14 protein-coding genes, 1 tRNA gene and 1 pseudogene are annotated in these 17,143 nt (G+C 71.9%); 9 read left to right on the forward strand and 7 right to left on the reverse strand.

Going from position 1 to position 17,143, the window contains the following annotated elements; all coding sequences use genetic code 11:
* Positions 1 to 15: 15 nt before the first annotated feature.
* Positions 16 to 198 carry a hypothetical protein gene (locus tag ABZ098_RS25035; RefSeq protein ID WP_356594666.1) on the forward strand — a complete coding sequence of 61 codons (183 nt, stop codon included), beginning with the start codon at positions 16 to 18 and terminating at the stop codon, positions 196 to 198.
* A gap of 28 nt (positions 199 to 226) precedes the next feature.
* Here the strand turns inward: ABZ098_RS25035 and ABZ098_RS25040 are convergent, their stop codons facing one another.
* The 6 genes and pseudogenes from ABZ098_RS25040 to ABZ098_RS25065 form a co-directional block, all read right to left on the reverse strand.
* A complete protein-coding gene (locus tag ABZ098_RS25040) occupies positions 227 to 556 on the reverse strand; it encodes a rhodanese-like domain-containing protein (RefSeq protein WP_356595045.1) in 330 nt (109 codons plus the stop codon).
* 56 nt (positions 557 to 612) lie between these two features.
* On the reverse strand, positions 613 to 1,434 hold the full coding sequence (locus ABZ098_RS25045) for a J domain-containing protein (protein WP_356594668.1): 822 nt from the start codon (positions 1,432 to 1,434) through the stop codon (positions 613 to 615).
* A 223-nt stretch (positions 1,435 to 1,657) separates the two neighbouring features.
* Positions 1,658 to 3,196 carry a DUF2252 domain-containing protein gene (locus ABZ098_RS25050; protein ID WP_356594670.1) on the reverse strand — a complete coding sequence of 513 codons (1,539 nt, stop codon included), beginning with the start codon at positions 3,194 to 3,196 and terminating at the stop codon, positions 1,658 to 1,660.
* Between the two features lie 85 nt (positions 3,197 to 3,281).
* Positions 3,282 to 3,428 (reverse strand): annotated as a pseudogene (locus tag ABZ098_RS25055) (phospholipase A2); the annotation flags it as partial.
* 306 nt (positions 3,429 to 3,734) lie between these two features.
* Positions 3,735 to 4,349, reverse strand: coding sequence for a response regulator transcription factor (locus ABZ098_RS25060; protein ID WP_356594672.1), 615 nt, complete (start codon positions 4,347 to 4,349; stop codon positions 3,735 to 3,737).
* A gap of 17 nt (positions 4,350 to 4,366) precedes the next feature.
* Positions 4,367 to 5,656, reverse strand: a complete 1,290-nt coding sequence (locus ABZ098_RS25065; protein ID WP_356595047.1) for a sensor domain-containing protein — start codon at positions 5,654 to 5,656, stop codon at positions 4,367 to 4,369.
* 539 nt (positions 5,657 to 6,195) lie between these two features.
* Between ABZ098_RS25065 and ABZ098_RS25070 the strand changes: the two genes are divergently transcribed.
* The 3 genes from ABZ098_RS25070 to ABZ098_RS25080 all read left to right on the forward strand — a co-directional run bounded on the left by ABZ098_RS25070 (position 6,196) and on the right by ABZ098_RS25080 (position 10,037).
* On the forward strand, positions 6,196 to 6,606 hold the full coding sequence (locus ABZ098_RS25070; RefSeq protein ID WP_356594674.1) for a VTT domain-containing protein: 411 nt from the start codon (positions 6,196 to 6,198) through the stop codon (positions 6,604 to 6,606).
* Positions 6,607 to 6,846: 240 nt separating this feature from the next.
* The gene (locus ABZ098_RS25075; RefSeq protein WP_356594676.1) at positions 6,847 to 7,584 is read left to right on the forward strand and encodes an ABC transporter ATP-binding protein; all 738 of its coding nucleotides are present in this window, start codon (positions 6,847 to 6,849) and stop codon (positions 7,582 to 7,584) included.
* Positions 7,578 to 10,037 (forward strand): FtsX-like permease family protein, encoded by a 2,460-nt coding sequence (locus tag ABZ098_RS25080; RefSeq protein ID WP_356594678.1) that lies wholly within the window; start codon positions 7,578 to 7,580, stop codon positions 10,035 to 10,037. Before ABZ098_RS25075 ends, ABZ098_RS25080 begins: the two co-directional genes overlap by 7 nt.
* A 414-nt stretch (positions 10,038 to 10,451) precedes the next feature.
* Here the strand turns inward: ABZ098_RS25080 and ABZ098_RS25085 are convergent.
* Positions 10,452 to 10,535, reverse strand: a tRNA-Leu gene (locus ABZ098_RS25085).
* A 468-nt stretch (positions 10,536 to 11,003) separates the two neighbouring features.
* Between ABZ098_RS25085 and ABZ098_RS25090 the strand changes: the two genes are divergently transcribed.
* The 5 genes from ABZ098_RS25090 (at position 11,004) to ABZ098_RS25110 (ending at position 17,023) form a co-directional block, all read left to right on the forward strand.
* Positions 11,004 to 11,882 carry a DUF3662 and FHA domain-containing protein gene (locus tag ABZ098_RS25090; protein ID WP_356594680.1) on the forward strand — a complete coding sequence of 293 codons (879 nt, stop codon included), beginning with the start codon at positions 11,004 to 11,006 and terminating at the stop codon, positions 11,880 to 11,882.
* Between the two features lie 10 nt (positions 11,883 to 11,892).
* On the forward strand, positions 11,893 to 12,405 hold the full coding sequence (locus ABZ098_RS25095; RefSeq protein ID WP_352387250.1) for an FHA domain-containing protein: 513 nt from the start codon (positions 11,893 to 11,895) through the stop codon (positions 12,403 to 12,405).
* Between the two features lie 98 nt (positions 12,406 to 12,503).
* Positions 12,504 to 14,072 carry a Stp1/IreP family PP2C-type Ser/Thr phosphatase gene (locus tag ABZ098_RS25100; protein WP_356595049.1) on the forward strand — a complete coding sequence of 523 codons (1,569 nt, stop codon included), beginning with the start codon at positions 12,504 to 12,506 and terminating at the stop codon, positions 14,070 to 14,072.
* A 27-nt stretch (positions 14,073 to 14,099) separates the two neighbouring features.
* Positions 14,100 to 15,554 carry an FtsW/RodA/SpoVE family cell cycle protein gene (locus ABZ098_RS25105; RefSeq protein ID WP_356594682.1) on the forward strand — a complete coding sequence of 485 codons (1,455 nt, stop codon included), beginning with the start codon at positions 14,100 to 14,102 and terminating at the stop codon, positions 15,552 to 15,554.
* Positions 15,551 to 17,023, forward strand: a complete 1,473-nt coding sequence (locus ABZ098_RS25110) for a penicillin-binding protein 2 (protein ID WP_356594684.1) — start codon at positions 15,551 to 15,553, stop codon at positions 17,021 to 17,023. The genes ABZ098_RS25105 and ABZ098_RS25110 overlap by 4 nt, the downstream gene beginning before the upstream one ends.
* Positions 17,024 to 17,143 lie beyond the last annotated feature (120 nt).

Here is a 17,143-nt window from a genome sequence, read left to right on the forward strand (position 1 = left end):
AGAAGGAGGCCGAGCATGCTGGTGCTCGCCCTGTCCGGCATCCCCGTGCTCACCGTCGGGGGATGTGCCTGTGTCTGGTGGGCGGCCCGGGGCGGTCCGCGCTGGACGCGCGCGGTGTCCGCCGCGACCCTCGCGGCGGGCCGACTGGCCCGCCACGCCAGCCGTTACGACCGGAACCCGAGCGGCCAGGACAACTGAGCGGCCCGCCGCCCGGGACCGCCGAAGGCTAGAGCACGAAGCCCGGCCGCCCGTCGTCGGTCACCACGGGGCGGCCCGCCTGGGCCCACGACTGCATCCCGCCGTCGACGTTCGCCGCGTCGACGCCCTGCTGGGCCAGGTACATCGTGACCTGGGCCGAGCGGCCGCCGGACCGGCAGATCACATGGACGCGGCCGTCCTGCGGGGCGGCCTCGGTCAGCTCGCCGTAACGGGCCACGAACTCGCTGATGGGGATGTGCAGCGCCCCTTCGGCGTGACCCGCCTGCCACTCGTCGTCCTCGCGGACGTCCAGCAGGAAGTCGTCGTCCTTGAGATCCGTGACCTGGACCGTGGGCACACCAGCACCGAAATTCATGAGGCCGACGCTACCCGACGCCCCGGGGAAACTGCCGGTCACTCCTGCGCGAGCAGCTCCGCGAGCTCCGCCTCGCGCGTGGAGACGTCGGCCAGGAGCTTCTCGGCGATCTCCTCCAGGAGGCGGTCCGGGTCGTCCGGTGCCATCCGGAGCATCGAGCCGATCGCGCTCTCCTCCAGCTCCCGCGCGACCACCGAGAGCAGTTCCTTGCGCTGGGCCAGCCATTCGAGGCGGGCGTAGAGCTCCTCGCTGGCGCTGGGGCCCTGCTCCGGCGGCTTGGGACCGGCGGCCCACTCCTCGGACAACTCCCGCAGGAGGGGCTCGTCGCCGCGGGAGTATGCCCCGTTGACCCGGGTGATGAACTCCTCGCGACGCGCCCGCTCGGTGTCGTCCTGGGCGAGGTCCGGGTGGGCCTTGCGGGCGAGCTCGCGGTAGAGCTTGCGGGCCTCGTCGCTGGGACGCACCCGCTGCGGGGGCCGCACCGGTTGGTCGGTGAGCATCGCGGCGGCCTCCGGGAACAGGCCCTCCCCGTCCATCCAGCCGTGGAAAAGCTCCTCGACGCCGGGCATCGGCAGCACGCGGGCGCGGGCCTCCTCCGCCTTGCGCAGATCCTCGGGGTCGCCGCTGCGGGCGGCCCGGATCTCCGCGATCTGCGCGTCCAGCTCGTCGAGGCGGGTGTACATGGGACCGAGCTTCTGGTGGTTCAGGCGGGAGAAGTTCTCCACCTCGATGCGGAAGGTCTCCACCGCGATCTCGTACTCGATGAGCGCCTGCTCGGCTGCCCGCACGGCCCGCTCCAACCGCGCCGTGCCTGCGTCTGCGGCGGCTGTGCCGGGGGGGTCGGTTTCCGGGGACGTCATCCGGACAGCGTAACTGTGTCGGTGCAAGGCAGGCGCCATCCGGGGTGGGTCAGGTGGTCGGGCCGGGTGGTCGGGCCGGGTGTCGGCGAGTGGAGGTTGAGCGCGCAGTTCCCCGCGCCCTCGGCGCCCTCGGTGGGTGCGGCCAAGCGCCTCCGGAGGGCGGGTGCGGCCAAGCGCCTCCGGGGGATGGGTACGGCCAAGCCTCTCGAGACGCCCCGCCTCCTCACACCCCCGTCTCCGCCGCGATCCGTCCCGACCTCACCGCCGACACCAGGTCCGCGTGGTCGGCCTCCGTGCGGTCGGCGTAGGTGACGGCGAAGGTGGCGACGGCCTCGTCGAGTTCGTCGTTCTTGCCGCAGTAGCCGGCGACGAGGCGGGGGTCGGCGCTGTGCGAGTGGGCGCGGGCCAGGAGGGCGCCGGTCATGCGGCCGTAGTCGTCGATCTGGTCGGCGGAGAGGGCGGCGGGGTCGACGCTGCCCTTGCGGTTGCGGAACTGGCGGACCTGGAAGGGACGGCCCTCGACGGTCGTCCACCCCAGCAGGATGTCGCTGACGACCTGCATCCGCTTCTGCCCGAGGACCACCCGGCGGCCCTCGTGGTCGACCGACGGGACGTCGAAGCCCGCGGTGACCAGGTGCGGCAGGAGGGCCGAGGCCCGCGCCTCCTTGACCTGGAGGACCAGCGGTTCGCCGCGGTGGTCCAGCAGCAGGACGACGTAGGAGCGCGTGCCGACGCTGCCGGTGCCGACGACGCGGAACGCCACGTCGTGCACCGCGTGCCGGGCCAGCAGCGGGAGGCGGTCCTCGGAGAGCGTGGTCAGGTAGTGCTCCAGTGAGGAGGCCACCGCCGCGGCCTCCTCGTCGGGCACCCGGCGCAGCACCGGCGGGGCGTCCACGAAACGCCGGCCGCCGTCCTCGGTGAGCTCCGTCGACCTCGCCGCGAAGCGCCCGCTGGTGTTGGCCCGCGCCTTCTCCGAGACCCGCTCCAGCGTGCCGACCAGGTCGTGGGCGTCGGTGTGGGAGACGAGTTCCTCGTCCGCGATCGCGTTCCACGCGTCCAGCACCGGGAGCTTGGCCAGCAGCCGCATGGTGCGCCGGTAGGCGCCCACCGCTCCGTGCGCGGCCGCGCGGCAGGTGTCCTCGTCGGCGCCGATCTCCCGGCCCGCGAGGACCAGGGAGGCGGCGAGCCGCTTGAGGTCCCACTCCCAGGGGCCGTACACCGTCTCGTCGAAGTCGTTCAGGTCGATGACGAGGCCGCCGCGGGCGTCGCCGTACAGGCCGAAGTTCGCCGCGTGCGCGTCGCCGCAGATCTGGGCGCGGATCCTGGTCATCGGGGTGCGGGCCAGGTCGTACGCCATGAGGCCCGCCGAGCCGCGCAGGAAGGCGAACGGCGTGGCCGCCATCCGGCCCACCCGGATCGGCGTGAGCTCGGGAAGGCGGCCCCGGCTGGACTCCTCCACCGCGTCGACCGCGCCGGGGCGGGAGATGTCGAGGTCGAGTGCCGCGTGGGCACTGCGCGGGACGCTCTCCCGCAGGGCCTTGCCCTTCTTCTTGGGCGAGCCCTCGACCGGCCACTGGGCGAAGCCGCGCACCAGGGGCCGCCGGGACCCGGCCGACGAGTCGGGGGACGAGCCCGCCGAGGCCTCGCGGACTCCGGCCGATTCCTCGTCCACCCCGGCCTTCGCACCGGCCCGCACCCCGGCCGTCGCCTCCACACCACCCTCGGTCACCGCGACCGCCTCCCCCGTGACTCGCAGGAACATCAATTCGTGCCGACCGTACAACCACCAGCCGAAACGCGTCAGACCCTGTGGACAACCACGTGGTGCACAACGGCCGTCCCGGCGCTCACGCCGCCGCGTCGCACGACGTCTTCTCCACGCCCGAGTACGTGGCGCACACGCGCTTGAGGTCGGCGTGGGAGGCGTTGTCCAGGAGGGCCTTGCTGGCCTCTGAGGTGCCGGCCGCCTCGTAGTTGCCGTGGCCGAAGTCATGAAGGCCTTGTAGCTGCTCGCGCCGGTCTGGGGCCAACTGCGAAGGCCCCCCGAGCCGGTGGACGACCGCACCGCCAGGGAAAGGCCCCCGCCGGCCAATGGAGAGGGCCACACCGTCAGGGAAGCAGCCACCCCAGCCAACCGCAGAAGCCGCACCACCACCACCCATAGCGAGCTCACCCCCAGCCGGGGGGGGAGGCCACACCGGCCAGGGGAAAGTCACCCCGGGCAGCAAGGGCCACCCCACACAGGCGACCGCCACCCCACACAGCCGACCCCTACCCCCGCCCAAGCGCCGCAGGCATCGTCACGCCCGCAAATACGCCAGTACCGCCAGCACCCGTCGATGTGTCTCGTCCGCGGGTGGCAGGTCCAGCTTCGTCAGGATGCCGCCGATGTGCTTGCCCACCGCCGCCTCGGAGACGACGAGTTCCCGCGCGATGGCGCCGTTGGACTTGCCCTCCGCTATCAGCGCCAGCACCTCCCGCTCGCGCGGGGTGAGCCGCTCCAGCGGATCGCGGCGCCGGCGCAGCAGTTGCCGTACGACCTCGGGGTCCACGACCGTGCCGCCGGCCGCGACCTCGGACAGCGCGTCGACGAACTCCTCGACCTGGCCGACGCGGTCCTTGAGCAGGTAGCCGACGCCCGTGCCGTCGCCGGAGTCGAGGAGTTCGGAGGCGTAGGTCCGCTGCACGTACTGGCTGAGCACCAGCACCGGCAGGGCGGGTCGGCTCTCCCGCAGGCGGACCGCCGCGTGCAGGCCCTCGTCCTGGAAGCCGGGCGGCATGCGGACGTCGGTGACCACGATGTCCGGGCCGTGCTCCTCGACCGCCGCGATCAGCGCCTGCGCGTCGCCGACGGCTGCGACGACCTCGTGACCGCAGCGGCCGAGCAGGCCTATGAGGCCCTCGCGCAACAGCACGCTGTCCTCGGCCAGGACTACGCGAAGCGGTCGGCCGCCTCGCTCAACTCGGTCACCTCGGTCACCTCGCAAGGGAACTCCACACGCAGCAGGGTCGGTCCGCCAGGCGGGCTGGACAGGGAGAGTCTGCCATCCAGGACCGACACCCGGTCCGCGAGTCCGGTCAGTCCGCTGCCCGCCGAGGCGTCGGCACCGCCGCAGCCGTCGTCGCGCACCTCCAGGACCAGCCGCCCGCCCGTGTGCCCGCCGCTGACCTGGGCGCGGCTCGCGCCGCTGTGCTTGGCGATGTTGGCGAGGGCCTCGCAGACCACGAAGTACGCGGCCGCCTCCACCGCCTGCCCGAACCGTCCCGGCAGCGGGAGGTCCACGTCGACGGGGACCACGGAGCGGTCGGCGGCGTCGGCCACGGCGGCCCCGAGGCCGTAGTCCGCCAGGACCTTCGGGTGGATGCCGTGGATGAGTTCGCGCAGTTCGGCGAGGGCCTTGCCCGCCTCGTCGTGGGCCTTGGCGAGCTGGTCGGCGAGGGGCCCCGGCGGGGCGTCGAGGCGGGCCAGGCCGAGCGTCATCGTCAGGGCGACCAGGCGCTGTTGGGCGCCGTCGTGCAGGTCGCGTTCGATGCGCCGGCGCTCCGCCTCGAAGGCGTCCACCAACCGCACCCGAGAGCGGCTCAGTTCGACGACCCGGGCGTCCAGGTCGCCGTCCCGGTCGGCGATCAACAGCCGGGTCAGTTCGGCGCGGGCGCCGGCCGCGACGGCCAGGACGTAGGCGCCGAGGGCCAGCAGCAGCAGTCCGAGCACGGCGACCCCGAACGCCGTCGGCCAGGTGGTGACCGTCCACTGCTTGAGCACCTTCGTCTCACGGCCCTCGCCGAGGGTGGCCATGAGGAGCGGGGTGGCGGCCATGGAGAGCGGGAAGAGCAGCGCGACCGTGAACACCAGCGCGTCCAGCGGCCACAGCAGGCCCGCGAACAGCACGGTGTACGCGAGTTCGCGCCAGGTGACCTGTTCCCTCAGCCGGGTCCTCAGCCAGGACACCAGTCCCTCGGCGGCGGGCGGCCGGTGCGGGTCCGGCGCCGGGTCCAGGTCGACCAGGGCGAGCCGGCGCCGTTCCACCCAGGCCACCGGCAGACCGGCGAGGGCGAGCACGACCAGCAGCGGCAGCCCGACGAGCACTAAGGCCAGCGCCCCGCCGACGGCCGCCAGCGTCACCAGCCCGACCAGGGCGAGGACACCGGCGAGCGCTCCGGTCAGCAGGTAGCCGACCGAGCGCCAGGGCCACGCCGACAACAGGAAGCCGGGCCGGGACATGGCCTGCCACACATTCCGAGGGTGCATGGGAATCACCGTAGAAGGGCGGCCGGACGCCCGGCCATGGGTCCAGGGGGCGGGCCGGGGGTAGGGCCAGCCATACCCCCGGCGGCGGGGGCGACGGGATCCGGCCAGGTCAGCGCAGGGGGCGCGGGTCCGCCGTACGGCCGCGCGGGCAGGCGTACGGCGGTCCCGGCCGCCCCACGACGGGGTACAGCTGTCCGCTCGACAGCGAGCCCCCACGGCACACCCTCGCGGCGAGCCCTCGCATGAGCCGGGTGAGCCAGGCCGCATGAGTCGCGGGAGTCGGGTGAGCCGGCCCGAACGCCGTGGGTATGCCCAGCCCTACCCCAAGCCTCGCCCCTGCCGCACTGCGCCCGGGGGTCCCCACGCGGTTTCGTTGAGTCACCGTAAAGGCGAGAGAGGCGGCACCCGGATGACGGCTTGGCTGGCGGAGCAGTTGGCGGCGCACGGCGGTGTCGGCATCCTCGCCGTGGTGCTGCTGCTGCCCGCGCTGGAGACGGCCCTGCCGGTGATCGGTGTGCTGCTGCCGGGGCAGACGGCGGTCGTGCTGGGCGCGATGCTCGCCCGCCGGGCCATGTGGCGGTCGAGGCGGCGCTGCTCACCGCGCCGGCCGGTGCCGTCCTCGGCAACCTGGCCGGATACGCGGTCGGACGGCGCTGAAAGGGCCGGGTGCCGACACCGCTCCAGGCACGGGCGGGCCGACGCCGGTACACCGAGCGGGCCCTCGGGCTCTCGAACCCCAGGGCGCCGGCGCGGTGTTCGTCGGCCGCTGCACCGCCGTCCCGCGGACCCTGATGCCGACACTGTGCGGAGCGCTGCGCATGCCCCTGCGCCCGTATCTGCTGTGGTCCGGGGTCAGCAGCGCCGTGTGGGCCCCGGCGTTCGTGCTCATCGGCTACGTCGTCGGGCCCGCCGGACCCGGATGACACCGCCCCCGGCCGCTCCCGGCGCAGCCTCCTGCCACGGCAGCCAGCCTCCTGCCAAGGCAGCCACCCGCAACCCGACACACGCCACCTGCCACACGCAACCCGCAACCCGCAACGCCGGACCCGGCGCCCCGGCCCCGGCCCCGCCCCTCATGGCGATGCCGGTGCCGGCTCACCGGGAACCGAACCCTCCGTCCCGCCAGGTGCGCGGGAGGACCGACACCGAACGAGTTGGGACAGATGAACAACGACGCCATCCAGTTGCGCTCCGTCAGCAGGAGCTACGGGTCGGGCGACAGCGCCGTGACGGCCCTCGACCAGGTCTCGCTCTCCTTCCCGCGCGCCACCTTCACCGCCGTCATGGGCCCCTCCGGCTCAGGCAAGTCGACGCTCCTCCAGTGCGCCGCGGGTCTGGACCGCCCCACCTCGGGTTCGATCTCAATGGGCGGCACCGAACTGACCAAGCTCAGCGAGACCAGGCTGACGCTGCTGCGACGCGAGTGCATCGGGTTCGTCTTCCAGGCGTTCAACCTGCTCCCCGCGCTGACCGCCGAGCAGAACGTCGCCCTGCCGCTGCGCCTGGCCGGCAAGCGGGTCGCGAAGTCCCGGGTCCGCGAGGTACTCCGGCAGGTCGGTCTCGGCGACCGCGCCCGGCACCGGCCGACGGAGATGTCCGGCGGTCAGCAGCAACGCGTCGCGCTGGCCCGCGCCCTGATCACCCGCCCCGAGGTCCTCTTCGGCGACGAGCCGACCGGCGCCCTGGACTCGCAGACCAGCCGTGAGGTGCTGGCCCTGCTGCGCTCCATGGTCGACAGCGAGGGCCAGACGATCATCATGGTCACCCACGACCCGGTGGCCGCCTCCTACGCCGACCGCGTGGTCTTCCTCGTCGACGGCCGTGTCAACGGCGAGCTGGTCGGCGCGAGCGCGGGCGACATCGCGGCGCGCATGACCAAGCTGGAGGCCGTGCCGTGCTGAGCGTCGCCCTGCGCACCCTGCGCACCCGCTGGGTCACCTTCGTCGGCAGCTTCGTCGCGCTTTCGCTGGGCGTCGCCCTGCTCGCCGTGATGGGCCTGGCCCTCGCCTCCTCCCTGGACGCGCCCGAGCGGAAGCCGGAGCGGTTCGCCGCGGCACCGGTCGTCGTCCAGGGGCAGGACACGCTGTCCGTGCCGACGCCGATCGGTGATCGCACCCAGAAGCTTGCCCACCCCCGCGCGGTGCCCGCGGAGACCGTGGCGAAGCTGCGCCGGCTCGGCACGGTCGTCGCGGACCGGTCCTTCCCCGTGCGGGCCGCGAAAGGCCCCGGCGACCTGGTCGGGCACCCCTGGTCCACGGCCGCCTTCGCGCCGTACGCGATCGACGCTGGCCGTGCTCCCCGCGCGGCCGACGAGGTCGTCGTCAGCGGTGACTGGGCGCGGCCCGGTGAGCGGGTGACGACCGACCGCGGCATCGTGACGGTGGTCGGCACCGTGACGGTGGCCGGCACCGTCGCCCCGCGCGGCTTCGAGGACGCCGTCTTCTACACCGACGCCCGGGCGGCCGGACTGGCGCCGAAGAGCACCCAGTTGGTGGTGAAGGCGGACGCGGCCGACGTCCGCGCGGCCGTCGCGGGCCAGGACCTCCAGGTCCTCACCGGCACCGACCGCAGGTTCGCCGACGCCGACCCGGACCGCGACAAGGAGGCGCTCACCGCGATGAACGCCATGTTCGGCACCGCCGGCGGGGTCACCGCGTTCGTGTCGGTGTTCGTGGTGGCGTCCACGTTCGCCTTCGCGGTCGCCCAGCGGCGCCGGGAGTTCGGCCTGCTGCGCACCGCGGGGGCCACGCCCGGCCAGGTCCGGCTGATGGTGTTCGCCGAGGCCCTGGTGGTCGGCGTGCCGGCGTCGGCGGCGGGCTGTGTGCTGGGCGCGTACGGCGCCCCGAAGCTGGCCGCGTGGGTGGTCGACGGCGGTCTGGCGCCCGGCTGGTTCACCATCGGCGACTTCACCTGGCCGTACCACATGGCCTTCTGGGCCGGTCTGCTCGTCGCGCTGCTCGGGGTGATCGCCGCGTCCTGGCGGGCCGGCCGCACCGGGCCCACCCAGGCGTTGCGCGAGGCGTCCGTGGACACCAAGGCGATGACGTGGGGCCGCTGGGTGTTCGGGGCGGGCCTGTTGCTGACCGCCGCGGTGACACTCGGCCTCGCCCTGGTCTCCGACCCCGGTGAGCTGCTGCACCGCAAGACCTATGTGAGCCGTCCGATGCTGCTGATCACCGCGGTCGCGCTGCTCGCGCCGATCCTGGTGCGTCCGCTCACCCGGCTGATCGCCTGGCTGCCGGCCCAACTGCCGGGCGCGGGCGGGATGCTGGTGCGGGAGAACGCCGCCGCGGGCATCCGCCGTACTGCGGCCGTCGCGGCGCCCGTCCTGGTCACCGTCGCCCTCGCGGGCTCGCTGCTGGGCGCCACGGCCACCCTGAACGAGGCGAAGGCGACCGAGACGCGCGAGCAGACGGCGGCGACGTTCGTCGTCACCCCGGCCGGGGACGCCGGATTCGACGCGGCGACAGTGAAGAAGCTCAAGGCGCTCAAGGGCGCCGTGGTATCGACGACCTCGTCGAGTGCCGTGTACGTCCTGGAGGAGGGGGTCGCCCTCGTCAAGTCCGAGGCCCGCTCGGCGGAGCCGGGCCCGCTCGCCGAGACCGTGCACCTGCCGCTGGCCGCCGGGAAGGTCAGCGACCTCGACGACGACTCGATCATCGTCAACGAGGAGTGGGACAAGCACACCGTCGGGCAGAGCGTGGACGTGTGGCTCGGGGACGGCACGAAGAAGTCGCTGCGGATCGCCGCCGTGATGACGACCGGCACCGGCGACAACGGCGCCTACGTCACCCCCGCCAACGCCCCCGGCGCGAGCGTCGACCAGGTGGACGTGACCGTCGCCGACGGCGCCGACCGTGCCGCCGTGACCGCAGCGCTCACCGAGGCGGGCGGGCACGTCCTCACCAAGGACCAGTGGGTGTCGGCCAGTTACCCCGAGGCCAACCGGACCACCCGGTACGGCTTCATCCTGGTCCTCGGCATCGCCCTCCTCTACACCGGGATCTCCCTGGTCAACACGATGGTCATGGCGACCTCCGACCGGGTGCGCGACCTGGCCGTCCTGCGGCTGGCCGGGGCCACCCAGTGGCAGGTGCTGCGGCTGGTCGCCGGCGAGGCCCTGATGGTCGTCGTGGTCGGCGGAGTGCTCGGCCTCCTGGTCGCCGGGCTCAACCTGGCCGGCATGTGGAGCGCGCTCGGTCTGCTGTCGGTGTGGAGCCCGGTGGAGATGCCGTGGGCGGAGCTCGGGGCGACCGTGGGCGCGTGTGCCGTGCTCGCGGTGGTGTTCTCCGTCGCCCCGGCCGGGCTGGCCATGCGGCGCCGGGCGGTGGAACTGGCGGGCATGAGGGAGTGACCCCCTGGACCGACGCCGATCGGTCTCCCCCGTCCACGTCCCGTCCGACGCCGGAGGCCCCCTCCACCGTCCCGTCCGACGCCGGAGACTCCCCTCCACCGTCCCGTCCGACGCCGGAGACTCCCCTCCACCGTCCCATCCGACGCCGGAGGCCTCTCCACCGCCTGCCGCGCCACCCGCACACCCGCCCCACCCGCACACCCGCACCACCCGACGCCCGCCCGCCACCCCACCCCGCAGCTCGCCCCCGGGGTGCAGCTCGATGCCGGCGGACCCGACGTCGGCAGGCCGGACACCGGCGAGCCCGAGTCCAGTGAGAGAGACCTCACAGCGTGAGCCCCGCCACCCTCGACCCCCGCACCGGGACGACAAGAAGCCCCCCAGGTCCAGGACCTGGGGGGCTTCCAGTTGCTGTGCGCGAGGGGGGAGTTGAACCCCCACGCCCTTTCGGGCACTGGAACCTGAATCCAGCGCGTCTGCCTATTCCGCCACCCGCGCATTGGGTGTGTCCTCGGGCTCCTCGCCTTGCGGTGCGGCGCCTTCCGACACGCAGAACATTAGCACGCTGGAGAGGGTGGGTTCACATCCGTTGTCCGTGGGCAGCCGCCCACCAGCGGCTTCGGAAGCGAGCCACCGATCCGGGGTCCCGTCGGCCATGTACCGACCAGTGCTGGTTCACGTATCAACCTCGTACCGGTAAGGGCCGTCTCCCCAGGAGCAGGCAGGGGTCCACAGTCAGGTGCGGGACACTGGTCCGCGGCCGCCTCTACGATCCTTGACAGCGGAGTTCGACAGCGGAGTTCGAAGTGGGGCTCCGCAGGGAACCTCGGAGGCGTCGACACCCGTCGACCGTGCCGACAGGGGGAACCAGCCGATTCACCGGCGCGTGGATACGATCAGTAAGCAGTACCAGGTAAGCAGCAGCCGGCGCAGTACCCAGGGCGGCAAGGACGGAGGAGGTGCCTCATGGGAGTCCTGAAGAAGTTCGAGCAGCGTCTCGAAGGTCTGGTCAACGGCACCTTCGCCAAGGTGTTCAAGTCCGAGGTCCAGCCCGTGGAGATCGCGGGAGCGCTCCAGCGGGAGTGCGACAACAACGCGACCATCTGGAACCGCGACCGCACGGTCGTACCCAATGACTTCATCGTGGAGCTGAGCACGCCGGACTTCGAGCGGCTCAGCCCCTACTCGGGCCAGCTCGGCGACGAGCTCGCCGGCATGGTGAGCGACTACGCCAAGCAGCAGCGCTACACCTTCATGGGCCCCATCAAGGTCAACCTGGAGAAGGCGGACGACCTCGACACCGGCCTGTACCGGGTGCGCAGCCGTACGCTCGCCTCCTCCACCAACCAGCAGGCGCCCGGCCCCGCGGCCCCGGCCGGCCGGCCCGGCGCACCGGCACCCGGCGGCTACGGCTACCCGCCGGCCGCCCCGGCGGGCGCCCCGCCCATGCCGGCCGCCCCGCCTCCCGGCCGCGGCGCCCCCGGCGGCTACGGCTACCCGCAGCCCGCCCAGGCCCAGCGCCCCGGCGCCGGCGGCCCGGTCGGCGCACCCGCCCCGGGCTCCCGCACCCGCCACTGGATCGAGATCAACGGCACCCGCCACCAGATCTCCCGCGCCACGCTGGTGCTGGGCCGCAGCACCGAAGCCGACGTGCGGATCGACGACCCCGGCGTCTCGCGTCGGCACTGCGAGATCCGGACCGGAACGCCCTCGACGATCCAGGATCTCGGATCCACCAACGGCATCGTGGTGGACGGGCAGCACACCACCCGCGCTACGCTCCGCGACGGCTCGCGGATCGTCGTGGGCAGCACCACCATCATTTACCGGCAAGCCGAAGGGTGAAGCGGGGGCAATGTCAGAGCTGACCCTCACGGTCATGCGGCTGGGTTTCCTGGCCGTACTGTGGCTGTTCGTGATCGTGGCCGTGCAGGTCATCCGCAGCGACCTGTTCGGTACGCGCGTCACCCAGCGCGGCTCGCGCCGGGAGGCAGGCCGGGCCCAGCAGGCCCAGCGCCAGGCGCCCCCGCAGCAGCGCCAGCAGCCGGCCACCGGGGGCCGCCAGCGCCGTAACGCCCCCACCAAACTCGTCGTGTCCGAGGGCACCCTCACCGGCACCACCGTCGCCCTCCAGGGCCAGACCATCACCCTGGGCCGGGCGCACGACAGCACCATCGTGCTGGACGACGACTACGCCTCCAGCCGCCATGCCAGGATCTATCCGGACCGCGACGGCCAGTGGATCGTCGAGGACCTGGGCTCCACCAACGGCACCTACCTCGACCGAACGCGGCTGACGACCCCGACCCCGATTCCGCTGGGCGCGCCGATCCGCATCGGCAAGACCGTCATCGAGCTGCGGAAGTAGTGCTACATCATGAATAGGCGCGAGCGGAGCGAGCACGCGGCGTGGGCCCCCACCCCGGGCCCCGGCGCGCTCCCGACCGGAGGGTGGGCACCGTGCGGATGTACCCGGAGCCGACAGGCGAGGTGCGCATGAGTCTGTCACTGCGCTTCGCCGCCGGATCGCACAAAGGCATGATCCGGGAGGGCAACGAGGACTCCGGATACGCCGGGCCCCGCCTGCTCGCCATCGCCGACGGCATGGGCGGCGCCGCCGCCGGCGAGGTCGCCTCCTCCGAGGCCATCTCCACCATCGTCGCCCTCGACGACGACGTCCCCGGCTCCGACGTCCTCACCTCCCTCGGCGTCGCCGTCCAGCGCGCCAACGACCAACTGCGCTCCATGGTCGAGGAGGACCCCCAGCTCGAAGGCATGGGCACCACCCTGACCGCCCTGCTGTGGACGGGCCAGCGGCTCGGCCTCGTGCACGTCGGCGACTCCCGCGCCTACCTGCTGCGCGACGGCGTCCTCACCCAGATCACCCAGGACCACACCTGGGTGCAGCGCCTGGTCGACGAAGGCCGCATCACCGAGGAAGAAGCCACCACCCACCCTCAACGCTCCCTGCTGATGCGGGCGTTGGGCAGCGGCGAACACGTCGAGCCCGACCTGTCCATCCGCGAGGTCCGCGCCGGCGACCGCTACCTGATCTGCTCCGACGGCCTCTCCGGCGTCGTCTCCCACCAGACGCTCGAGGACACCCTCGCCAGCTACCAGGGCCCCCAGGAGACCGTGCAGGAGCTCATCCAGCTCGCCCTGCGCGGCGGCGGCCCCGACAACATCACGGTCATCGTCGCCGACGTCCTCGACCTGGACACCGGCGACACCCTAGCCGGGCAGCTCTCCGACACCCCCGTCGTGGTCGGCGCCGTCGCCGAGAACCAGCACCAGCTCCACGACAACGGCATCATGCAGACCCCCGCGGGCCGCGCCTCCGGGCTCGGCCGCCAGGGCCACGGACAGGGCGGAGGCGGCGACTACGGCCGGCCCGGCTCCTCCGACACCACCGGCTACATCCCCGCGGACGGCTTCGGCGACTACTCCGACGACGACTTCGTCAAGCCCGGCAAGAGCCGCAAGTGGCTGAAGAGATCCTTCTACTCGGTCCTCGCCCTCGCCGTCATCGGCGGCGGCCTGTACGGCGGTTACCGCTGGACGCAGACCCAGTACTACGTCGGCGTCAACGGCGAGCACGTGGCGCTGTACCGGGGCATCAGCCAGGACCTGGCGTGGGTGTCGCTCTCCAAGGTGTCCAAGGACCACCCCGAGATCGAACTCAAGTACCTGCCGCCCTACCAGCAGAAGTCGGTCGAGGGCACCATCGCCGAGGGCGGCCTGAAGACGGCCCAGAAGAAGATCGACGAACTGGGCGTCCAGGCCTCCGCGTGCAAGAAGCAGGCCGAGGCGCAGGCCGCGGAGAGCAAGAAGAACTCCAAGACGGGCGAGGGCCAGGCCGGCGGCACCACGGGAACCACCCAGTCCTCCCTCGCGTCCAAGGCCACACCCACCCCGACGAGCACGACCTCCCCGTCCCCGAACGCTTCCGCATCCCCGACCGCGCCCACGCCCACCCCCGGCCCCACCCTCTCGGACGAGGAGAAGCAGGTCGTCGGGAACTGCGGTACGCAGTAGGCCAGCCGTGAGAGGCCCTGTCACACGATGAGCAGCAGTACTTCGAACACGTCGACGCACCACACGTCCACGATCGGCGCGATCGGCGCACCGAGCCGCCGCAACACCGAGCTGGCACTGCTGGTGTTCGCCGTCCTCATCCCGGTCTTCGCCTACGCCAACGTGGGCCTGGCCATCAACGACCAGGTCCCCTCCGGACTGCTGAGCTACGGCCTGGGCCTGGGCCTGCTGGCCGGCGTCGCCCACCTCGTCGTCCGCAAGTTCGCGCCCTACGCGGACCCGCTGATGCTGCCACTGGCCACCCTGCTCAACGGCCTCGGCCTCGTCGCGATCTGGCGCCTGGACCAGTCCAAACTGCTCCAGCAGATCCACGTCGCCGGCGGCAAGGCCACCAACCAGCTCATCTACACCGCCATGGGCATCGCCCTCTTCGCCGTCGTCCTGGTCTTCCTCAAGGACCACCGCGTCCTGCAGCGCTACACCTACATCTCCATGGTCGGCGCCCTGGTCCTGCTGCTCCTCCCGCTGGTCCCCGGCCTCGGCGCCAACATCACCTACGGCGCCAAGATCTGGATCCAGGTCGGCAGCTTCACCATCCAGCCCGGAGAGTTCGCCAAGATCGTCCTCGCGATCTTCTTCGCCGGCTACCTCATGGTCAAACGCGACGCGCTCGCCCTCGCCAGCCGCCGCTTCATGGGCCTGTACCTGCCCCGCGGCCGCGACCTCGGCCCGATCATCGTCGTCTGGATGATGTCGATCCTCATCCTGGTCTTCGAGACCGACCTCGGTACCTCGCTGCTGTTCTTCGGAATGTTCATCATCATGCTGTACGTCGCCACCGAGCGGACCAGCTGGATCGTCTTCGGTCTGCTGATGTCCGCGGCCGGCGCCGTCGGCGTGGCCAGCTTCGAACCGCACGTCCAGACCCGCGTCCAGGCTTGGCTCAACCCGATGCACGAGTACCTGCTCAGCCGCAACGGCAGCAACGACGGCATCGTCCACTCCGAGCAGGCCATGCAGGCCCTGTGGGCCTTCGGCTCCGGCGGCACCCTCGGCACCGGCTGGGGCCAGGGACACTCCGAACTCATCCGCTTCGCCGCCAACTCCGACTTCATCCTCGCCACCTTCGGCGAAGAGCTCGGCCTGGCCGGCCTCATGGCGATCCTGCTGATCTACGGCCTGATCGTGGAACGCGGCGTACGCACCGCCCTCGCCGCCCGCGACCCCTTCGGCAAGCTCCTCGCCATCGGCCTCTCCGGCGCCTTCGCGCTCCAGGTCTTCGTGGTGGCCGGCGGTGTGATGGGCCTGATCCCGCTGACCGGTATGACGATGCCCTTCCTCGCGTACGGCGGTTCCTCCGTCATCGCCAACTGGGCCCTCATCGGCATCCTGATCAGAATCAGCGACACCGCACGCCGTCCGGCACCCGCCCCCGCCCCCAGCCCCGACGCCGAGATGACCCAGGTGGTCCGCCCGTCATGAACAAGCCCCTGCGCCGGATCGCGATCTTCTGCGGCCTCCTGATCCTCGCCCTGCTCATCCGCGACAACTGGCTCCAGTACGTCAAGGCCGACGCCCTGCGCGAGGACCCGGACAACCGCCGCGTGCTGATCGCGCGGTACGCCACGCCCCGCGGCGACATCATCGTCAACGGCAAGTCCATCACCGGACACGCCGAGACGACCTCGGGCGACTTCAAGTACAAGCGCACCTACAAGGACGGCGCCATGTGGGCGCCCGTCACCGGCTTCGTCTCGCAGTCCTACGGCGCCACCCAGCTCGAGTCCATCGAGGACGGCATCCTCACCGGCAACGACGACCGGCTCTTCTTCCGCAACACCCTCGACATGCTCACCGGCAAGCCGAAAGAGGGCGGCAACGTCGTCACCACCCTCAACGCCGCCGCCCAGAAGGCCGCCTACAACGGCCTGAAGAAGCAGGGCGGCAAGGGCGCGGTCGCCGCCATCGAGCCCTCCACCGGCAAGATCCTGGCGCTGGCCTCCTACCCGTCGTACGACCCCTCCACGATCGCCGGCGGCAGCAACGCCGACGCCGAGGCGTGGAAGAAGCTCGACAAGAAGAACAACCCCGACGACCCGATGCTCAACCGGGCACTGCGCGAGGTCTACCCGCCCGGCTCCACCTTCAAGGTCATCACCGCGGCCGCCGCCCTGGAGAACGGCCTGTACAAGACGGCCGACGAGAAGACCGACTCCCCGCTGCCGTGGACCATGCCCGGGACCACGACCGAGCTGAAGAACGAGGGCAACATCCCCTGCAAGAACGCCACCCTGCGGGTCGCGCTCCAGTACTCCTGCAACACCGTCTTCGGCAAGATCGGCTCCCAGCTCGGCAACGACAAGATGCTCGAAGAGGCCAAGAAGTTCGGCTTCACCGAGGAGCAGTTCACCCCGGTCCGCTCCAGCGCCTCGGTCTTCTCCGACGACATGGCCCCCTCCGAGGTCGCGCTCTCCTCGATCGGCCAGTTCAACACCGCCGCGACCCCGCTCCAGATGGCCATGGTCGCCTCGGCCGTCGCCAACAACGGCACCCTGATGAAGCCGTACATGGTCGACTCCCTCCAGGCCCCCAACGTCGACACCCTCGAGAAGACCGAGCCGGAGAAGCTGAGCGAGCCGCTGTCCGCGGAGAACGCGCAGATCCTCCAGTCGATGATGGAGACGGTCGTCGAGAAGGGCACCGGCACGACGGCGCAGATCAAGGGCGTCACCGTCGGCGGCAAGACCGGTACCGCCCAGCACGGCGAGAACAACAGCAAGAACCCGTACGCCTGGTTCATCTCCTACGCCAAGGTCGGCGACAGCGCTCCGGTCGCCGTCGCCGTCGTCGTCCAGGACGACAAGGCGGTCCGCGAGAACATCTCCGGCAGCGGTCTCGCGGCACCCATCGCCAAGAGCGTCATGGAGGCGGTCATCGCCTCCAAGAAGTGACCCCGATCACGTCACCTCCACAACGGTGCACGTTGCGATACCGGTCCTGTATCGGGTGACGCACTTGGCCAGGTCACACAAAGCAAGCCGGGTACCGTAGGCCCGGAGTGCAGCCTCCGA

The organism is Streptomyces sp. NPDC006335 (assembly GCF_040612795.1).
Lineage (GTDB): Bacteria > Actinomycetota > Actinomycetes > Streptomycetales > Streptomycetaceae > Streptomyces.